The organism is Desulfurivibrio modestus (assembly GCF_044068625.1).
In the GTDB taxonomy this organism is placed as follows: Bacteria; Desulfobacterota; Desulfobulbia; order Desulfobulbales; family Desulfurivibrionaceae; genus Desulfurivibrio.
Genome location: NZ_JBIPKH010000001.1, coordinates 318721 through 335859, shown reverse-complemented (window position 1 = coordinate 335859; position 17139 = coordinate 318721). Strand labels below are relative to the sequence as shown.

The 17139-nt window shown below is 58.1% G+C and carries 24 protein-coding genes; 6 read left to right on the top strand and 18 right to left on the bottom strand.

Annotated elements, in window-relative coordinates:
• Positions 1-62: 62 nt before the first annotated feature.
• The 17 genes from ACHHRT_RS01595 to ACHHRT_RS01515 all read right to left on the bottom strand — a co-directional run bounded on the left by ACHHRT_RS01595 (position 63) and on the right by ACHHRT_RS01515 (position 11230).
• Positions 63-527 (bottom strand): TraV family lipoprotein, encoded by a 465-nt coding sequence (locus ACHHRT_RS01595; protein ID WP_395497003.1) that lies wholly within the window; start codon positions 525-527, stop codon positions 63-65.
• On the bottom strand, positions 514-1692 hold the full coding sequence (locus tag ACHHRT_RS01590) for a TraB/VirB10 family protein (protein WP_395497001.1): 1179 nt from the start codon (positions 1690-1692) through the stop codon (positions 514-516). The genes ACHHRT_RS01595 and ACHHRT_RS01590 overlap by 14 nt, the downstream gene beginning before the upstream one ends.
• Complete coding sequence (locus tag ACHHRT_RS01585) at positions 1689-2444, bottom strand: TraK domain-containing protein (RefSeq protein ID WP_395496999.1); 756 nt, start codon at positions 2442-2444, stop codon at positions 1689-1691. The genes ACHHRT_RS01590 and ACHHRT_RS01585 overlap by 4 nt, the downstream gene beginning before the upstream one ends.
• 2 nt (positions 2445-2446) lie before the next feature.
• Positions 2447-2959 (bottom strand): PH domain-containing protein, encoded by a 513-nt coding sequence (locus tag ACHHRT_RS01580; RefSeq protein ID WP_395496997.1) that lies wholly within the window; start codon positions 2957-2959, stop codon positions 2447-2449.
• Positions 2952-3539, bottom strand: a complete 588-nt coding sequence (locus ACHHRT_RS01575; RefSeq protein ID WP_395496995.1) for a type IV conjugative transfer system protein TraE — start codon at positions 3537-3539, stop codon at positions 2952-2954. Before ACHHRT_RS01575 ends, ACHHRT_RS01580 begins: the two co-directional genes overlap by 8 nt.
• The gene (traL, locus tag ACHHRT_RS01570) at positions 3536-3811 is read right to left on the bottom strand and encodes a type IV conjugative transfer system protein TraL (RefSeq protein WP_395496993.1); all 276 of its coding nucleotides are present in this window, start codon (positions 3809-3811) and stop codon (positions 3536-3538) included. The genes ACHHRT_RS01575 and traL overlap by 4 nt, the downstream gene beginning before the upstream one ends.
• Positions 3811-4155 (bottom strand): hypothetical protein, encoded by a 345-nt coding sequence (locus ACHHRT_RS01565; RefSeq protein ID WP_395496991.1) that lies wholly within the window; start codon positions 4153-4155, stop codon positions 3811-3813. Before ACHHRT_RS01565 ends, traL begins: the two co-directional genes overlap by 1 nt.
• Positions 4156-4219: 64 nt before the next feature.
• Complete coding sequence (locus tag ACHHRT_RS01560; RefSeq protein ID WP_395496989.1) at positions 4220-4933, bottom strand: DsbC family protein; 714 nt, start codon at positions 4931-4933, stop codon at positions 4220-4222.
• Positions 4933-5523, bottom strand: coding sequence for an OmpA family protein (locus ACHHRT_RS01555; RefSeq protein WP_395496987.1), 591 nt, complete (start codon positions 5521-5523; stop codon positions 4933-4935). The genes ACHHRT_RS01560 and ACHHRT_RS01555 overlap by 1 nt, the downstream gene beginning before the upstream one ends.
• A gap of 388 nt (positions 5524-5911) precedes the next feature.
• Positions 5912-6337 carry a hypothetical protein gene (locus tag ACHHRT_RS01550; protein ID WP_395496985.1) on the bottom strand — a complete coding sequence of 142 codons (426 nt, stop codon included), beginning with the start codon at positions 6335-6337 and terminating at the stop codon, positions 5912-5914.
• Entirely contained in the window at positions 6338-6931 is a 594-nt protein-coding gene (locus tag ACHHRT_RS01545) for a sigma-70 RNA polymerase sigma factor region 4 domain-containing protein (protein ID WP_395496983.1), read from the bottom strand. It lies immediately after the preceding gene.
• Positions 6932-7082: 151 nt separating this feature from the next.
• Positions 7083-8018, bottom strand: coding sequence for a DNA adenine methylase (locus ACHHRT_RS01540; protein WP_395496981.1), 936 nt, complete (start codon positions 8016-8018; stop codon positions 7083-7085).
• Positions 8019-8367: 349 nt separating this feature from the next.
• On the bottom strand, positions 8368-9720 hold the full coding sequence (gene trfA, locus ACHHRT_RS01535; protein WP_395496979.1) for a plasmid replication initiator TrfA: 1353 nt from the start codon (positions 9718-9720) through the stop codon (positions 8368-8370).
• 163 nt (positions 9721-9883) lie between these two features.
• Positions 9884-10294: a VVA0879 family protein gene (locus tag ACHHRT_RS01530; protein WP_395496977.1), complete on the bottom strand. Its 411-nt coding sequence runs from the start codon at positions 10292-10294 to the stop codon at positions 9884-9886.
• A complete protein-coding gene (locus ACHHRT_RS01525; RefSeq protein ID WP_395496975.1) occupies positions 10287-10544 on the bottom strand; it encodes a helix-turn-helix domain-containing protein in 258 nt (85 codons plus the stop codon). The genes ACHHRT_RS01530 and ACHHRT_RS01525 overlap by 8 nt, the downstream gene beginning before the upstream one ends.
• 2 nt (positions 10545-10546) lie before the next feature.
• Positions 10547-10861: a helix-turn-helix domain-containing protein gene (locus ACHHRT_RS01520; RefSeq protein ID WP_395496973.1), complete on the bottom strand. Its 315-nt coding sequence runs from the start codon at positions 10859-10861 to the stop codon at positions 10547-10549.
• Positions 10862-10870: 9 nt separating this feature from the next.
• Complete coding sequence (locus tag ACHHRT_RS01515; RefSeq protein WP_395496971.1) at positions 10871-11230, bottom strand: hypothetical protein; 360 nt, start codon at positions 11228-11230, stop codon at positions 10871-10873.
• 16 nt (positions 11231-11246) lie between these two features.
• Here ACHHRT_RS01515 and ACHHRT_RS01510 point away from each other — a divergent pair, with 16 nt between their 5' ends.
• The gene (locus ACHHRT_RS01510) at positions 11247-11882 is read left to right on the top strand and encodes a helix-turn-helix domain-containing protein (RefSeq protein ID WP_395496969.1); all 636 of its coding nucleotides are present in this window, start codon (positions 11247-11249) and stop codon (positions 11880-11882) included.
• Between the two features lie 156 nt (positions 11883-12038).
• The gene (locus ACHHRT_RS01505) at positions 12039-12944 is read left to right on the top strand and encodes a nuclease-related domain-containing protein (protein WP_395496967.1); all 906 of its coding nucleotides are present in this window, start codon (positions 12039-12041) and stop codon (positions 12942-12944) included.
• Between the two features lie 19 nt (positions 12945-12963).
• Here the strand turns inward: ACHHRT_RS01505 and ACHHRT_RS01500 are convergent, their stop codons facing one another.
• Complete coding sequence (locus ACHHRT_RS01500; protein WP_395496965.1) at positions 12964-14142, bottom strand: integrase; 1179 nt, start codon at positions 14140-14142, stop codon at positions 12964-12966.
• A 164-nt stretch (positions 14143-14306) separates the two neighbouring features.
• Here ACHHRT_RS01500 and ACHHRT_RS01495 point away from each other — a divergent pair, with 164 nt between their 5' ends.
• The 4 genes from ACHHRT_RS01495 to ACHHRT_RS01480 are packed head-to-tail and all read left to right on the top strand — an operon-like array spanning position 14307 to position 17131.
• Positions 14307-15095 carry an MlaE family ABC transporter permease gene (locus ACHHRT_RS01495; RefSeq protein WP_395496963.1) on the top strand — a complete coding sequence of 263 codons (789 nt, stop codon included), beginning with the start codon at positions 14307-14309 and terminating at the stop codon, positions 15093-15095.
• Entirely contained in the window at positions 15092-15862 is a 771-nt protein-coding gene (locus ACHHRT_RS01490; protein ID WP_395496961.1) for an ABC transporter ATP-binding protein, read from the top strand. The genes ACHHRT_RS01495 and ACHHRT_RS01490 overlap by 4 nt, the downstream gene beginning before the upstream one ends.
• Positions 15855-16304, top strand: a complete 450-nt coding sequence (gene mlaD, locus ACHHRT_RS01485; protein WP_395496959.1) for an outer membrane lipid asymmetry maintenance protein MlaD — start codon at positions 15855-15857, stop codon at positions 16302-16304. The genes ACHHRT_RS01490 and mlaD overlap by 8 nt, the downstream gene beginning before the upstream one ends.
• The gene (locus ACHHRT_RS01480; protein WP_395496957.1) at positions 16301-17131 is read left to right on the top strand and encodes an MlaA family lipoprotein; all 831 of its coding nucleotides are present in this window, start codon (positions 16301-16303) and stop codon (positions 17129-17131) included. The genes mlaD and ACHHRT_RS01480 overlap by 4 nt, the downstream gene beginning before the upstream one ends.
• Positions 17132-17139 lie beyond the last annotated feature (8 nt).

The following is a 17139-nucleotide window of genomic DNA, read 5'->3' as shown; positions in this document are numbered from 1 at the left end:
TGCCTGATGCCGGCCCTACTACCGAAGACAGCGTTTTTTATAAACTGACTGAACATCAGCAGTTACCTCGCTTTCTCGATCAAGTCGGTCAGCACCCAGGAGGCTTCCTCCACCTTGATAAATACGTGGCGGGCCATGAACAGCTCGTCATCGCTGCCGCGATAGGGCAGCAGCAGGACTCGCAGGACCTTGGGCGGCTCCAGCAGCGGGGTTTGCGGCTCATTCAGCAGGTCGCTCAACAGCCGGTAACGGATCGCTTGCGCTTCCTGTCGCGGTGTTTTGGCCGGGGCTGAGGCTTGATTTTCGCTCGCGGAGTCGTTGGCCGGCGGCGGTGTCACCGGATCATCAAACGAGTTGGCGGTAATGGCTTCCTGGTAGGCCGTTGGGGTATCCAGGCAGCGACCATCATCCCCGGGGGCCCGGCAGACAAAATTTTCTTCGTAGGGGTTGAGGATTTTGGCGCAGCCGCCGGCGGACACGGCCAGAGCCAGGATTAGAGCTGTGCATGCTCCCTTAAAGCGTTCCATTGGCGATCTCCCGAATTTCAAGTTCTTTGCCCTCTGAAATGACCACGGTGATGTTCTTGGTGGCGTTTACCTCGATGACCGGAGTGGTCTGCTTGGCCAGGTCAAGATAGAAGTCGGCCAGGGTTTTGGCCCCTTCGCTGACTCCGCCACCGATGGCGGCTCGGGTCAGGTCGTCGCTGTCAACGACGGCCGAGGTGATTCCCAGGGCCGAAACCGATTGGGTTTTAGCGGCGGCGCTAAAGGCATCACCAACTCCGCCGATCATGCCGGCCATAACTGTCCGGGCCAAGGTGGCTCCCATCTTGGATACCACCCGGCCGGCCAGGCCGACCTTGGAATCCGAGTCGGTGACGAACCCCTTGATCGGGGTATCGATGATGGCGTCCCCGCTGTTGCTCAGGCAGCTCAGTGACACCAGACGGACATCGGCTCGCTCTTTGTGCAGCCGGCCAACGGCTTCGGCCACCACAAAACAGCCACGTAAATTGGCTTTGATGTCATTGGGCAGCACCGCCGGGGTCTGGATGCGGAGCAGGATGGGCTCAGGGTTATTCGATCCCGAACCCGAGGTAGAAGCGTCGAATCCCGTCAGCAGGCGAGCCTCCATAAACGAGGGGGGAAGATAGACTGTCCGCCTCTCTTTTTTTTTATCCTCAATCACGGCCGGGGGCGCAGTGGTATTGGTTATAACCCCGATTGCCCCTATCAGCATCGGCTCCACCGGGGGTTTTGGTGGAGGTGGCGGGGTGGGAGGTGAGGATTGTTGGCCCGGCGGCAGCGGGAACCGGCTACCGAAGGAGCCGGCCATCGGAGGTAATTGCTCCAGGTCTTCCGCCGACGGGATGGGGGGTTGCGCCGGCAAGGTTTGCTCAGGAGGTGGAAGCGGGGACCTCCTCTCCCGTTCCCGCTCGTCCCGCAGACGCTTCAACTCGTCCCGCATCTCTTCCAGCTCGATGCGCTGCTCCCGCAACATGGTTTTCTGCAGCAAGTCTGGCTCCAGGGTGATCTCGCGGGTCTTTTGCCCCTCCTGTGACGATGGGGCGACCGAAGAGCGCGAGTTGTATCCCACGACGGTCACCAGCAGAAAAACCGCCCCGAGCAGCGACCAGACCACCACTTTCTTCTGGCCGGGAGTCAAGTTGTCGAATTTCTCCTTGAGTTTCACCGGCCGGCCTCCTTTTGCTCGACGATGAACACCCTGGTGGTCGCGGCCGGAGCCAGACGGTGATCCTCTATCGCAATCGCCAGGATGTTATCACCCGTTTCCGGGGTAAGAAAATCGGTTTCGGTCAGGTCGAGGGCTGTGTCGGCAATCGACTTGACGTTGAACTCCTTGAGCCGCAGGCCGACCCCCTCAATATCCACCACTCTGGTAAGCCTGGTGTCGAGATCCGACGAAAGCCGGATCTGAATGTCGGCCTGCATGATCCGGTAGCTGGACGGGTAATGACCAGTGGCGGCCTCCCTGATAAATTGCAGGGTGCGCCGCTCCAGGGGCATTGACTGGTGCAGGGCGATGTTCTGCTTGATCGCGTCCCCCGGGGCCGGCGCCAGGCGCAGGGTCACCGAGGGAATTTTGCGGGGGGTGGCTATCAGCGAATAGACCGTGTTGTTGCAGACCACAAAAAGTTCGCTGGGGGTGGTCGCGTGGATCAGCTCCTCGTCCAGCTTTTTGACCTGGAATTTCAGATAGGCGCTGTTGCCGGAAAAGTGGCCATCCAAGCCCTTTTCCCGCGAGAAAATCAGATCACTCATGGTGCCCGGGCAGACGATCCGGTTGATGTCCGAGTTGGACAGCTCTACCGCGGTGGTGACCTCGGGAGGGATGGTTGCCGCGGCTTGAAAGGCGGCGGCAACAGCACCCGGGCTTTTGGTCAGCAGCAGGGTCAGCGCCAGGATGGTAATTTGCTTTTTCAATACTATTCCCCCTCAACTTCCGGTTGCTGGTTGGACTGAATCCACTTCTCGATCTCTTCCTTGATCCGCGTCGGCGAAGCAACCCAGCGGAACTTGACCTCGGTGTCGCCGGTGGCGGCGGAGGCCATCTCGACATTGCCGACTCCCAGCAGCCGCTCCATGATCGACTGGCGCACCTCGATGGACCGGATGTGTCTGTGGCGGATGCTCAGTACCTTGCGGGCGATGATCCCGGAACGCACCGCGACATTGTCGCGGTCAACGATGTAACGGTATGCCAGCCGGTGATAGATGACAGCCGCCAGGTTGTAGCCGGCCAGGAGCAGCCCGCTCCAGAAAATGACGGCAGTAAGCAGTTCCTCCAGGGGAGGAACGAACGACATGGTGGCCTGGCTGCCGGCATAGGCAACCAGCCAGGGAGCGGCCAGCGTGGCCAGCAGGGCAAGCAGGGCCATGCTGATCCAGTGCAGCATGGCCCGCCAGGTAATGCGGTATTGGAGTCGGTTTTTAGCCATTGGTTTTCTCGTCTCGTTGGATCTCCCGCTCCTGCCACTGCTCCAGGAAGCTCAACAGGTAAAACCTCCCGTCCTCGATGCGGTACTGTGCGACATAGGTCCGCAGCCCGGTTTCGGTGATCCGGTCGCCCGCCCATTGCCGGTGGGAGCCGGTGATCTCGATCCGGTCTTTGCCGACCACGATTTTCTGGGGATAGAAGGCCGTGCTTACCTGGGCGGCCTCCACCCGGCTGGCCAGGGCATACCAGGTGCTGGATGCCGACGGGTAAGCTTCCGGGGCGTAGAAGGCCAGCAGTTCGTCAAACTGCCGGCGAACCGTGGGCGGTGAGTAGGTGGCGGCCAGGCTGGTAATACGCCGGGCCATGTCCCGCAGATAGTTGTCGCTGGGTCGGCCTTCGACAAACTCGATGGTGCCGGTCAGGGTGGGTGGGATCAGTACCGTCCGCTGGTACTTGAGGGCACGCTGGACCATCATCGAGTTGAAGACCACGGCGATGGCCAGAACAGCTATGGCGAACTTCAGCAGACGGTTCTCCAGGTACAGGTTCTGGCTCTTCTGCAGGAATACTTTTAGGTTCACTCGTGGAACTCCTTCTCGAAGTATGCCGGGTATCCCTTCATTCTCAGCAGGCCGACGACGTACAGCAGGTGGATCAGGTAGCCGCGTGGCTTGCTCTTTTTCAGGTGGATGAAAAGAGGTGGCCCGGCCAGTACGGCCAGCCAGGCCACCCCGCCATAGACCAGACCCAGGACAAACGTGGACATAATGACCACCATGTCGTCGGGCTCGAACCACAGCACCTGGATCGGCTTGGACAGGTACTGCGGAAATGGCCTGGAGAGGTTCTGCATCAGATGACCATCATGCCCAAGGTTTCCACCACGGCGTCGGCTTTCAGCATGAATACGCCACCCAATACGGTCCCGGCGGCCGGCAGGATCATCTGGCGGAAGGCCAGAAACGCCGCGCCGGCCATGGCCCCGACACCGGCAACGAACCCGATGGGGCCCTTGAGTACGCCGTTGACGCCGACATCGTAGAGGTCATAGGCGAAGGAGCCAGCCACCGGCGCGGTGAAAGCTGCGGCCTGGCCGGCGGCCAGCACTACGGCGCAGCAAGCCATGGCTGCCAGGACGACCTTGCGGTTGTGGCGGGTTTCCTCGTGGATGGGGGTGGTGGGGGTGTTCTGCTTCATTGTCTCTTCTCCTTGTGGTGAAGTTTTAAATACCCCGTCACATGACGGAGCGGTTGAGCAACGGTTATCGGCGAGGTTCAATCTCCGCCAGCAGGGCCTCGATGGCGGGAAGGTCCGCTCCCCTGACATGAGTGCCCTCGATCCAGAACTGCGGGGTGCCTCTGACCCCCATTCGGGCGGCGAGCTGCCGGTGTTCGGCCAGGAGCTGGTCCGCTTTTCCGGCCGGAGAGGAGACGGCAGGGCTGTTCGCTCCCGACATCACCTCCTGATAGGCCGCGGCCTGGTCGGCAGCGGCCAGGATGTAGCGGTTCTTGGCCGTGGTCTTTTCGTTGCCGAAATCGACCAGGAAGACGTAGCGGGCAACGTCTTTGCGATCGGCAAAGAAGCTGGAAGCCCGACGGCAGTGGCCGCAATCGGGGTTGGAGAACTCGACGACCTTTACCGGGCCATCGCCGACCTTGATCGCTTTGTCCAGGGGCAGGGCGGCGATCAACCTGGCCGCTTGCTCCTCCCGGCTTTCGTCGGTGAGGTTGGTGCCGCTCTGATCCCAGATTTCCCCGAAGATCAGGTGGCCGGAGGCCGGGGCGTAGTACAGGATGTTTTGCTCCGAAATGACCTCGAAAAGCCCCGCCACCGGGGTTTCCCGGACTTCCTGAAACTCGAAGTTGGCAAAGGTTTGGCGCAGGGATGCCGCCGCACTCTCGGTCGGCGTCGAACCCGGGGCCGGGGTGGCGCTGACGGTCAGCAGCAGGGCCAGAAGTGCCAGTTTTTTTCGCATTACTTGAACTCCTGATTTTGAATTTCCACTCGGCGGTTGAGGTGCCGCCGGGCCGGATCATGGGTGATGAACCGGGTGGCTCCCGCCGCCTCGATCTCCACCTGGTCATAGCCTTGGCCGGCCAGCAGGGCCGCCACCCGTTCCGCCCGCCGGCGGGCCAGGTCAAGGTTGAACTCGACCGGGCCCAGGTCGCAGGTGTAGCCGGTTACCAAGAGCTGGGTGGCGTCGGAGATCCCGCAGGCTTGCAGGGCCGTGATGGTTTCCCGGCCGAAGTCGTGCGGATCGGCAGAGCCCAGGGGGAAATGAACCACCGGCATGACGCAGTTGGCGGAGCCGAAGCCGGCCGCCGGCATCGGCTGCCCCGTCACCCGGATCGTCAGCGACGGCAGCACCGACCGCTGGGCAATGGCCGGTGCTGCTGGCGAGCGGCGGGTCGAAAAATCCCCGATCACAAAGGCCGGACGGGTGACGTCCCGGGTCACGGCCATGTGGTACGTGTGTTCGGTCTGGCGGATGTCCAGAGCCGCGGCTGCTGTCGCCGGAATCAGCCCTATTGCCAGACCGGTTATGCTCAAGCTCTTCAACCGCATCAATCCACCCTTGGTGCGAGTTGATCGGGGCCGGCGACGGCGCCAGCGCCGGTCCCGATCAAGGGGGAATGGTAATGCGCCGTGACGAAGACAGCAGAAGGAGGGAGCAACTATTGCCTTCAACCCCTTTTATCCGGGCCCGGAGAAAAAAGTTGGGGGTGGCCCGAAAAAAACTGCGCCTCTTATCCCCTTTTATCCGGGGCCGGAGAAAAAAGTTGGGGGCTGGGCAAAAATCTCGGTGCGGTTGCGTCGTGGGGGGATGCCCTTTGTGCTGTGTAGAAAACCTGGAGCTGGTCTTTGTGATCTGGTCGGAGTGACGGCAGGTGAGATTTTCGGCAAACATAAGGTACTTTCTTATTTCTTTAACATGCAGTTAAGTAGATGCTTGTTAAGGGTTTTGCGCTTGGTCCCCGGCCCGTTTTTTTTCCCGCCAGCGGGATTGTTGGGCGCGTTTTCTGATCCTTTGCAGCACATCAAGGGGTAACGTGGTGCCGAAGTTTTCCTGCAAAACTTCGTTGATTTCCTTGGTGGACAGCTTTTTCCTCGGAGGTTGGTTCCGATACCGCGAATAGGCGTAGCGCTCGACCTTGGAGTCAAAATCCGCTGTTTCAATCAGTCGGCGCCGGCAGGGCTTGGCAAACTGAGCGAGCATTGATCGCACCACGTTCGCATCGCACCATATGGCCTCAAGGAAATTCAGCCGGGTGAAGTCCTTCTTGACCAAGGGATCGCTGATCAGCCCCTTGTCTCGCAGGTGGCGCAATATTTTTGCAGGCATTTTGCTGGTGCGGGAAAATTCGTAGATGCTCGGCATTTATATCTCCATTGGGTGAAAGATTTTTGATCTGGCGGCAATGGTGTCGCTGCTCCAGTTCACGACCTGGCGCACGTAGCGGTCGCACAGGTTGAATCGGGCCGATATTTCCTGGTTCGACACAGGATAAGGCTGGGTGAGTACCCACATGGCCACTTGCTTCTGCCGGTCTGGCAGCAGACGGGCCTGGCGCAGAGCCAGATCGTGGCTAATTTTTTCTTCCTCGATTTTTTCCAGGAGGTGTTCGACCCCCGGTACAGGCACACGCTCCGGGTCGAATTTGTTTGGCGTTTGTCCGACTGAGGACAATGCGATGCAGTGGTTTCGCATCTTGACCCGGAAATAGGCAGGGAACTCCGGATGGCTGGTGTCGGCCGTCACCACCCCGGCAGCGTCCAGTGCCACCAGCGCCTCATGGGCGGCCAGATACGCTTCCTGGCGCAAGTCGTCGAAGTCCGACGCCATGTAACGCCTGTATGGTTCGGCGATGTGCTTGATAAGCACGACATGGGAATCGACCCACTCTTGCACAGCCCACCACCGGTCAGGGTGTAGTTGCGGATCGGTTTCTTTGGTCGGTACAGCACTGTTCACCCAAAACACCTCCCTCGTGTTTCGATGTGCTTTGCGGTTATGGCGGCTGGGCAGCCTGTCGATGTAGTGCCTGCAGGCCGGTTTGCTTTGCCCCTGGCGAGCGATCAGGTGTGTTTTTGCCCCCTTCCCCGTGGCTTGGCAAAAACAGCTCTCAGGCGGCCTGGAGGCAACCCTTGGTCTGGTTCGAATAGACGGCGGTATTGACTTCAAACAGCGTCAGGTTGCGGCGGCAATGCGGGCTGAACCAGACCCGCTCCCTGGTGAGGTTTGCCTTGCCCCTCTTGTTTCCCCTGCGGCCATAGCCGGCACCCTCCCAAGAAACCTCCTGCCAGCCGGCCGGCATCAGTTCGCCCTGGTCATAGCCGCACAGGGCGATTCTCAGCTTGGGATTGTCGCCATTGGCGATGGCCCAATCCCGCACCTGCGCGGCGATTTCTCGGTTATCCACCCCGTAAGTGGTGTCGCGATCACCGGCATAGGGCGGGTCCAGGAAGATGCCGGTGATGCCGTTGGCCACCGTTACCGAGTCTCCCAGCACTCGGGTCCAGTCGCCGCAGCAGACCCGGACCCGGCGCAGCCGGTTTTCCAGGGCCTTGAACATGGTCGGCAGATCCGGGCGGGTCAGGGCGTGGACACCCCGGCCGCCGTTGGCGAGGTGGGGGAGTGGTTGGTACTGGCTCTTGAATGAGCACCAGCCGCCGCCGATCCAGGCGCAGACACCCCAGACCCACCAACCGGCGATCTTGGCGTCGAAATACTCCGGGTCTTGGAACAGTCGATCCTGGAGGTCAGGTAGTTGGGCGGTCAGCCAGTGGTGCCTGGCATGCAGGTCGGCTTCGTTCACTGGCCAGTCGGCATGTTGGGCTACCGCAGTAGCGTCGGCTTTGACGGACCTCCAGAAGTTGCAGATCATGCAATCGGCGTCGTTGACCGTTTCCACCTTCGGGGTGGATGGCCTGGCCAGCAGTACGGCCAGGGAGCCGGCGAAGGGCTCGATGTAGTTGGGGATATCACCCAGGTATTGCCAAACCATGTCGGCTATCCGGGCCTTGCCGCCGAAGTAGGGGAAGGGGGCTTTCAGGGGCATCAAAAAATCTCCTTTTCAATTTTCAAAACCACCACCTCCACCACCACCACCTCCTCCTGGGTGGCAAAATGGGCGAATGGGGGGTAGGGGGGTGGTGGTTTTTTTCTTTTCTTTTTCTTTTCTTTTTAGGGCGCGCAAATTGCTGATAAAACGATTTTATTTGATGTTTTCGGTTACTCAATGTCCCCCATGCGGTTACTCGATGTCCCCCATGCGGTTACTCAATGTCCCCCATGCGGTTACTCGATGTCCCCCATGCGGTTACTCAATGTCCCCCATGCGGTTACTCGATGTCCCCCATGCGGTTACTCAATGTCCCCCATGCGGTTACTCGATGTCCCCCATGCGGTTACTCAATGTCCCCCATGACGCTGAAGCTGATCTTGACCGATTCGCTGTTGGCTCTTGTCAGGGCCGTTTGGATTGTTGGCAGATATTTGTCGGCCACCCAGGAACAGAAAAACCTGTCCGGGCCGTACAGAACAATACGGTTTCCGGCTTCTCTGGCGACCAAGGGTTCAATCCACAGATTGAAAACCGAGTCGGACAACTGCTCTTTTATCGCCTCGCGGGCCGTGATCCATGCCTGGGGTACGTCGCCGGGCGGGAGGGGCGTATCGTTGCCCGGCGACGCGGGGGGTAGTGTTTCGTTAGCTACTTTGGGCGGGGCGGCGGCGGGACCGGGTTTGCTCGGGCTGGCCTCCAGAGTGCTACTGGCCCGCTGGAGGGCTTCCAGGTCCAAGCTGTTAAGGCCGCCCTGGGCGGATATGCGTCGAATGGTGCCGGCGATATAGGCTTCCGGGTCTTCGGCCTGTTCGGCCTTGGGACGCACAACCTTGTCGATGTATTCGCGTAGATCGGCGGGAAGTTCGTTGTCGGGGTTTGGTTCCTGATCTAGCAGGGGAACGGCGTCAAAAGAGACATGGACACGATCATGGTCATCAATGTGCCAGCCTGTAATACAGCCGACGGCTTTGATAGCCTCCATGGCGGATTTGAGGCGGGCGCGGAACACTTTTAACTGGCTTATTCCAGAACCGCACAGTGAGCGGATTTTTTCGACTGTTACTGGATATACTTTCTTGTGGCTGCTGGCATAGTAGCCGTGCAGCCACTTGGCGAGATCGCCTTTCAGAGCCAGGCGCTGTTCCCACTCGATTTTTGTCCAGCCAAAACCAAACAGTTCGGCAACGTGGGTATTGATGCGGAAGCGATAGGTTTCCGCTTCGTGGTCGTACAGAAAATCGTGGACCATCGGGCCAAAATATGAGTATCGCCGTTTTGTTTTCGGCTCGGTGAAGGTGATGCTGAGGGCCGAGGCTGTCAGCCGTTTCATTGACATCATGACGGCCTGCCGGGGGTTTTTGCCTCTGCAACGGCCCGTGGCCTTCAAAATTTCATACATACTGCATTGACCCCAGCCGGTTTCGTCCTGGCGCTCTCGGGCCAAGCGGATAAGGTGGGCGAAAATATCCAAGTCGCTTTGGGATAGCCGGAATCCCGAGTAACTGATTTCCTTGTCGCCCACGGTTGCCACCGGCAAATCCATCACCGAAAGCGGTTTGCGCTGATCGCAAACCCCGAACAAGGGGGAGCGGAAGCAGATATTCGGGGCAACATGAGCATGATCCGGGCAATCCTTGATGGTGAGCGTTCCCGGCTCAGGATCTAGTTTGGTTGGCTTGCTCTGTTGCAGCTGCACGGTTGGTCTCCTTCGCGACCGTTCTCGGGTTGGCATTCAATCCACGTTGCCGTTACAGGTTTGGTGTTCCATATATTCTTTATGTTCGTTGTGTATCTCTTCGTAGTGCCGTTTAAATTTTTGAATTCAGTGTGAGTTGACCACCACGGGACTTTTTATGTCCCTACCTGCTGGGTTTTGTACGCCCACTGTGCCGCCACCACCGTGAAGCCACGTGTTCCTGGACCTGCTCTTTGGTGGCCGGCATGAAGCGCGGGTGGCATTTGCCGTCTTCGGTGACCACCTCCAGCTTGTGCAGCGCGAACAGGCCGCCGAGGGTCCAGTCGCACCCGTAGCCGGGTTCGGTGCCCTTTTTGTGAGGACCCGAGCCGGTCCAGCGGCCCACGCAGGAAAAGCCCAGGTATCTCTCAACCTCGTCGAAGGTTTTGCCGGCGCCGGCGGCGATCAGATCCGTTGCGTCCTGGATGGTGCCGCAGATCGGGCAGATGAAAGCCAGGTCCTCATTTCTGGAAACCCCTTGGGCTTTGAGGGCTTCGTGGAATTCGGCGACGGTTAAGGTCTTGATCTCAGGCATGGTCGCGCCTCCTGATATTTTTCAGAGTGCCTATGCGTTGCCTTTTTTTCTCGTCGGCGATGGCCTCCAGTTGCTGCATGATCACCAGGGCCGGACCCTGCTGGTTGCGGCGGCCGATTTCCCACCCCTTTACCGTTTCAGTACTGACCAGGAAGCGTCGGGCAAATTCGGAGCGGCTGTCACGCAAGCCTTGCCGGATCTGGCGAATCTGGTCCGGGGTGTATATTTTGGCTCTTGGAAAAGTTTTCATAACTATGGGTGCAAAGTACCTATCACTGTTTTTTCGATTCTTTCTGCGGCGGCCTGTTCACTGCGTTGACGTGCAATCTGTTCAGCTTTGGTTGGGCGTCCACGCCCCCTTTTGGGGGGAATGGACACTTCGCCCCTGATTAATCCGAGTACATCCGCACCCCGGAAGCGGACATGGCCGACGATTTTGAGCGGCCGCAGCGGGCTTTTGCCAGCGGCAATCCAGTTGCTCCAGGTTTTTTTTGGTATCTTCGTAACCTTGGACAGTTCGTCCAAAGTAACCAGCTCGTCGGCTGTAATTGCCGGCTTGATGGTCATTGGGACACCTCATCTTTTTGTTGTGGGGGTAAATTTTTGTCCCACTGTGTCGAAGTGAAACAGGTTGAAAAGACCCCCGCCCTCTGATACGATCTCGGTGCCACCCTTCTTCCTATCATTTTTTCGTCCTTTTTCTCTTTTTGGACGGGGGGCGGGGTGTTTTTTTATCCAAATCTGGAGGCCACAAATCGTCCACCGGTATTTTGATCGCAGATGAGATGGCTTTTCTGATTCGGTAGTTTTTTTTTTGCCGTAAATTACTTCACATACGGCCTGGCGAGAGACATTCAGCGTTCTTCCTATGTCTGCGCCTGTGATGCCCAGGGCCACAAGTTTGGCCCTAATCTGGAGCGGTTTATATCCGGTCATGGATATTGGATACCCAATGAGGGATAACGTGTCAAGCGAAAAAAACACGAGTCAGATTCGCCGAAGTCAAGGCAAACGATTATTGGAATTTAGGGAACATATAGGGGTTTCTCAGAAAGAGTTTGCTGAGAAACTTGGGATACCTACCTACAAGCCCATTTCCAATATGGAGCGAGGGATAACTGAGATTAAACCAGAACTGGCTAAGCTGATTCAGTATGAATTTGGGTGTAGCCAGGACTGGCTGATGACCGGAAAGGGGAGCATGGTTTTTGAGAGTACTCGGTCGATGTCGGACAGAGAACCCCGCCCCAGTTCTCGTAGGACGGTGTCCTATGCAGACAAGCTGGTTGACTCGGTCGCAGGAGAACGCAGAGAACTGGCTGTGGCCGAATCCAGAGAAGGCTACGCCATGCTGGATCGAATCTATAGTTCAGGCGACCAGATGATGGTGCAGGCCATCAATGTCAGTTTGTCGGCACTGAACGAGGCTCTGGGATACAAGGAACTCGCGAAACAGGTTTTGGATGCGCAGCACCATATCCAGCAGGACATACGGCGGCTACAGGCCGACATCAGTAAATTAAAGGCCGAAAACGAGTTGTTGCGAATGCAACTTGGCGGCAAAAATAAGGATGTGGTCGGTGGCTAAAGGGAGGGGGGAGGGGAGCCCTGGCCCTTTTGGCCTAACTGTTATTAGATTGCCACGGTCGCAGTGGCGGAGAAGTTTTGACAGGAAAGTCATTTACCCTTTTTGGGTGGGGTAATGGTTCCCTTGTTGCTTTAAACATCAGCGTGGTGATTCAATTTGGCCGATTACCTTGTCCAGTTCTTGCCTGTTGTAGTCATCGCTGTATTTTTCGGTCTGTTGCTGGTCTTGTTTGTCATTACAAAAAAATGGCATCAACGTGGCCGTAGAAACCCTCTGACCCGTGATTTGTTGCGCAATCCTGGGGAATCTTTGCGTGAACAGGTAGAAGATCTCAGCTTTGATCTTGTGAGCCACATTTCCATGCTCGTTTTTTTCCCTTTTGTATGGGGGACTCAGCTGCTAATTCAGTACTTTTTGTTACAAAAAGGTCCCACCTTCGGTACGTTACTTCTGAACGTGCTGACACTCTTAGGGTTCATGATCTATTTCTGCGTACAAATAGTGCGCATTTGGCGGAAACGGCACAATCTCCGGCTAGGTTTTGAGTGCGAGATGGCTGTGGGCCAGGAGCTGAACCAGCTTATGCTGCATGGCTGCCGTGTTTATCACGATGTTCCTGGTGAGGGATTCAACATAGATCATGTTGTTGTTAGTCCGGCCGGGGTCTACGCCGTGGAAACCAAAGGCAGGGCCAAGCCGGATAAGGGGCGTGGGGCTGAGGATGTTCGAGTGGTTTATGATGGCAAGAGCCTTCGGTTTCCCGACTGGACCGAAACCGAACCGATTGCTCAGGCAAAACGCCAGGCAAATTGGTTGGCAAATTGGCTGCGTAGTGCGGTTGGCAAACCGATAGCAGTGTTGCCTGCCCTGGCTTTACCTGGTTGGTATATAGAGCGCCAGGAAAGAGACATGGTGGTGTTCAACTCCAAGAACCCTGCATTTTTGGCCAAACCAAGGGGTGAAAGGGTGCTGTCAGACGAGTTAATTGAGCAGGTTGGCTTTCAGGTCGAACAGCGATGTCGCACTGTGGAACCAATTTCGTACAACAAGAAGAAAAAATGAAGGAAGGGCGGATTGCCTTTTAAGCAGATTGTGATTGCCTCATCGCTCGCAGCTTGACCGCCAAATCCTCAGCCCGCAGGTGGGTGTACCGCTTGAGCATCGACAGCGATTTATGGCCGGTGATCGCGGCCACCTCCATCATGTTCAACCCCCGCTCAAAGAATCGGCTGGTGGCCTCGTGGCGCAGATCGTGAAAACGCAGGTTTTCTATGCCGGCCCGGCGACAGACGCGGGTGAATGCCTGGGTAATTCCGTCGCGCCGCTGTGTGGACCATACTCGGCCGTCGATTCGGTGGGGGCGGGCCTGTAATATTTCCATTGCCCGGTTGGTCAATGGTACGGTGCGGGGAACGCCGGTTTTGGTAATCGGGATATGCCAGGTGCCGGCGGCCAGATTGATATGCTTCCAGGTCATGTTTTGTATTTCGCCCCGCCTGGCGCCAGTTTCCAGAGCAATAACGATGATTGGGCCGATCTCCTGACTACGGGAGGCCTCGGCAGCGGCCAGCAGCCGCTCCTCTTCGTCTTCGACCAGCCGCCGGTCACGACCGTTGGGCAGGGCCGGCTTGCGCACTTGGGCAGTGACGATACCGCGCGGCAACGGTATCCCCCAATCCATCACGCAGCACTTGAGCACCCGGTTGAGCAGGCCAAGGTCGTGCTTGACGGTCTGGGCGGCCAGTCCGGCCTTGAGTTGCTTGTCGCGGTATTGGGCAACGTGAGCGGTGTCCAGGGCAGACAATGAAAGGTCGCCAAGGGCCTCTATCAGCCGCTGGACCCGGGCTTTCTCAAATTCGCCACCGGCGGCAAGTCGAGGAAAAATTTCGTCTCGGTAGCGATTAAGAGCCTCGCGGACTGTTGTGGCCCTAGCGGCGGTGGCTGGAATATAGTCGTCGCGGTTCAGGGCTGCCTCGACTTCCAGCGCCCAAGCGCGGGCGTCACTCATGTTGTTGAAGGTTTTGGTGATAACGCCATGTCCTCTCTTGCGGATTCTGGCTCTGATTTGGTAAGGTCCACGCTTATCGAATGTTGCCATTTTGCCCTCATTGGTTAGCCCAATCTTATTGGGAGTGGTCCAGGATTGGTCCATATAATAAATTGTTTTTTTTAAAACAGCAATAAAACAGTAAGTTGTATTGGATTCCTGCTGGCCTGTCACGCCAGAGGTCGCGGGTTCGAGCCCCGTCAACCCCGCCATTGTGGAACTGATCAGGAGGTTGTGGCCGCTGGTGGCTGCGATCTCCTTTTTTTTGGCCCTCCTGGCCGGGGGAGGATTTGCTTGACAATCGCCGCCGCCGGGGACTATGCTCCACTTTCTCTTGAGGCCCCGCGCGCTAAGCTCCGATCCAGGAAATCATAACCATGCTGGCACAAATCCAACGCTTGGGCGAACGTACCATATATCTTGTGCAGGATCTGGGGCGGATGGGCGTTTTCCTGGCCCGGGCCCTGGGCGCCATTTTTCAGCGCCCCTTCCGCTGGCGGGAGGTGGTGCGTCAGACCCGGTTGATCGGGGCCAACTCCTTTTTCGTCATCTTCTTCACCGCCGCCTTCACCGGGATGGTTCTGGGTTTGCAGGGCTATTACACCCTGCGGAAATTCGGGGCCGAAGGGGCCTTGGGTTCGGCGGTGGCCCTCTCCCTGATCCGTGAGTTGGGGCCGGTGCTTACCGCCCTGATGGTGATCGGCCGGGCCGGTTCGGCCATGTGCGCCGAGATCGGCATCATGCGCAACTCCGAGCAGCTTGATGCCCTGGAATGCATGGCGGTGGATCCCTTCCGCTATCTGATCGCCCCCAAACTGCTGGCCACCATGATCTCGATTCCGCTGCTGACCCTGATCTTCAACGTGGTGGGGATTTTCGGCGGTTACGTGGCGGGGGTGGTGTTACTGGGGGTCAACGCCGGCTCCTATTTCTCCGGTATGGAACTGAGCGTGGTCAATCAGGATATCCGGATGGGGGTGATCAAATCCTTCGTCTTCGCCCTGCTGGTGGTCTGGATCTGCACCGCCCGCGGCTACTTTGTCCACGTGATCCGGGGGGCCGGTTTCGGGGCCGAGGGGGTGAGCCGGGTCACCACCCAGGCGGTGGTCTTCTCCTCCATCTCCGTCCTGGTCTGGGACTATCTGTTGACGGCGGTGCTGTTGTGAGTGAGATCATCCGCTTTGAAAAGGTCAGTAAGTCATTTGGCAGCCAAAAGGTGCTGGACGGGGTTGATTTCTCCATCGTCAACGGGCGGACCACGGTGATTGCCGGGGCCAGCGGTCAGGGCAAGAGCGTCACTCTCAAGCTGATCCTGGGTTTGCTTAAACCCGATTCCGGGCGGGTGTGGGTTCTGGGGCGGGATGTCGGCAGCCTGTCCGGGCGGCAACTTAACGAACTGCGGATGAATTTCGGGGTGCTTTTCCAGGGCGCTGCCCTGCTGGACTCCCTGACCGTGTTTGACAACGTGGCCCTGCCACTGGAGGAGCGGACCGGCTTGAATGGGGGGGAGATCCGGGGCAAGGTCTTGGGTACTCTGGAGCAGTTGGGGCTTAACGGCCACGAGGAGAAGTTTCCCGCCCAGCTTTCCGGCGGAATGAAGAAAAGGGTGGGGCTGGCCCGGGCCTTGATGCTGGAGCCGAAAATCATGCTCTTCGATGAGCCGACCACCGGCCTGGACCCGGAGAAATCGCTGGAGATCTACCGGCTTTTTCTCGAAACCCAGCGCAAGTTCGGCTACACTTCGGTGATAGTCAGTCATGATATTCCCAAAATTTACAACCTGGCCGACCAAGTGATCATCATGGGTTCGGGCAAGGCCAAGAGTTTTGCCGGTCCCGAGGCTATTCAGCGCAGCGATGATCCGGAAATCCGGCACTTTGTGCAGATAACCATGGGCAACATATACACGAGCAGGGATCTGGAAAATGGCTGATAAAAAGAATCTTGATCTGGTGGTGGGGCTCTTTATCCTGGCGGGTTTTTTCTCCTTTGTCTACCTTTCGGTCAACCTGGGCGAATTTTCTCCCTTTTCCACCAAGCGGCAGTACCAGGTCCATGCCGAGTTCGGCAGTATTTCCGGCTTGCGGCGGGGGGCGGTGGTGGAGATCGCCGGGGTGGCGGTGGGTCGGGTGGCCCGGATTGAGCTGGGCCAGCGGCAGCGGGCCCTGGTGACCATGTATATCGACCGAGAGGTGGAGCTCACCGATGACGCCATCGCCTCGATCAAGACCCAGGGGATCATCGGGGAAAAATATATCAGTATCACGCCTGGCGGCTCCGATATGGTGCTGGCCGATGGTGATTGGCTGATGGAAACCGAATCGGCCCTGGACCTTGAGGAGTTGGTCAGTAAATATATTTTCGGTGGCGTGTGAAACGGCGGTTGTATCTCCTGCTGGGTTGCTGGCTGATCGGCGCCTCGCTGGGTTCGCCGGCTGCCGTGGTTGCCGCCGGCCCGGAGCCGCTGGTTGAAGAGGACTGGGCCGATGATCCTTGGGCCGACGACCCCTGGGTTGACGGCTCCGGGGGCACTAAAACCCTGGCTGACCCCCTGGAGCCGCTGAACCGGGTCTCTTTCGTGATCAATGATCGGCTCTACTTCTGGGTTTTGAAGCCGGTGGCCACCGGCTATGCCAATACGGTTCCCCAGGAGATCAGGATCTGTATCGGTTCTTTTTTCCGTAACCTGCGGGCCCCGGTCCGGGTGGTCAACCATTTTTTGCAGGGCCGGTTTAAAGCCAGTGGTACCGAGCTGGTGCGCTTTACGATCAACACCACCGTCGGGATCGGGGGGTTGGTGGATTCCGCCTCCCGCAACTTCGGCATCAAGCCCAGTGAAGCCGATCTGGGTCAAACCCTGGGGGTTTACGGCTTGGGGGGCGGCTTTTACCTCTACTGGCCAATGTTTGGGCCTTCCAGTCTGCGTGACACGGCCGGGATGGTGGGGGACTCCTATCTTAATCCCCTGCCTTACCTGATTGTCTCCGATAGTGAGCTTGGGGTCGGGGCTTACTCCCTGAGCACGGTCAACGCCGTCTCGTTTCGACTGGGGGAATATGAGCGGTTGGTCGAATCATCGCTTGATCCTTACCTGGCGGTGCGGGACGGTTACTGGCAGTACCGTAGCAACCAGGTCCGTGAGCGTCGGCGGCAGCGGATTGAGAACATCGGACCGCCGGCAATCTGGCCTTTCAACCGTTAGATCCTTCT